The 330-nt window shown below is 65.5% G+C and carries 1 protein-coding gene; it reads left to right on the plus strand.

Going from position 1 to position 330, the window contains the following annotated elements; all coding sequences use genetic code 11:
* A partial coding sequence (locus GTY47_RS40045; protein WP_010049414.1) for an alpha-amylase family glycosyl hydrolase occupies window positions 1-330 on the plus strand: 330 nt, incomplete at both ends.

Below are 330 nucleotides of genomic sequence, written 5' to 3' on the forward strand. Positions count from 1 at the left end.
TGGGCCGACGACGACAAGGGCTATCCGGACGCCCGGATCATCTTCGTCGACACCGAGACGTCGAACTGGACCTTCGACCCGGTGCGTGGCCAGTACTTCTTCCATCGCTTCTTCTCGCACCAGCCGGACCTCAACTACGAGAACCCGCGCGTCCAGGAGGAGATCCTGGCCGCGCTGAAGTTCTGGCTGGACCTGGGCATCGACGGCTTCCGGCTGGACGCCGTGCCGTATCTGTACGCGGCCGAGGACACCAACTGCGAGAACCTGCCCGCCACTCACGCGTTCCTCAAGCGCGTCCGCCGCGAGATCGACGCGCAGTACCCGGACACC

The sequence above is a fragment of the Streptomyces sp. SID5464 genome, from assembly GCF_009862985.1.
In the GTDB taxonomy this organism is placed as follows: Bacteria; Actinomycetota; Actinomycetes; order Streptomycetales; family Streptomycetaceae; genus Streptomyces; species Streptomyces chartreusis_D.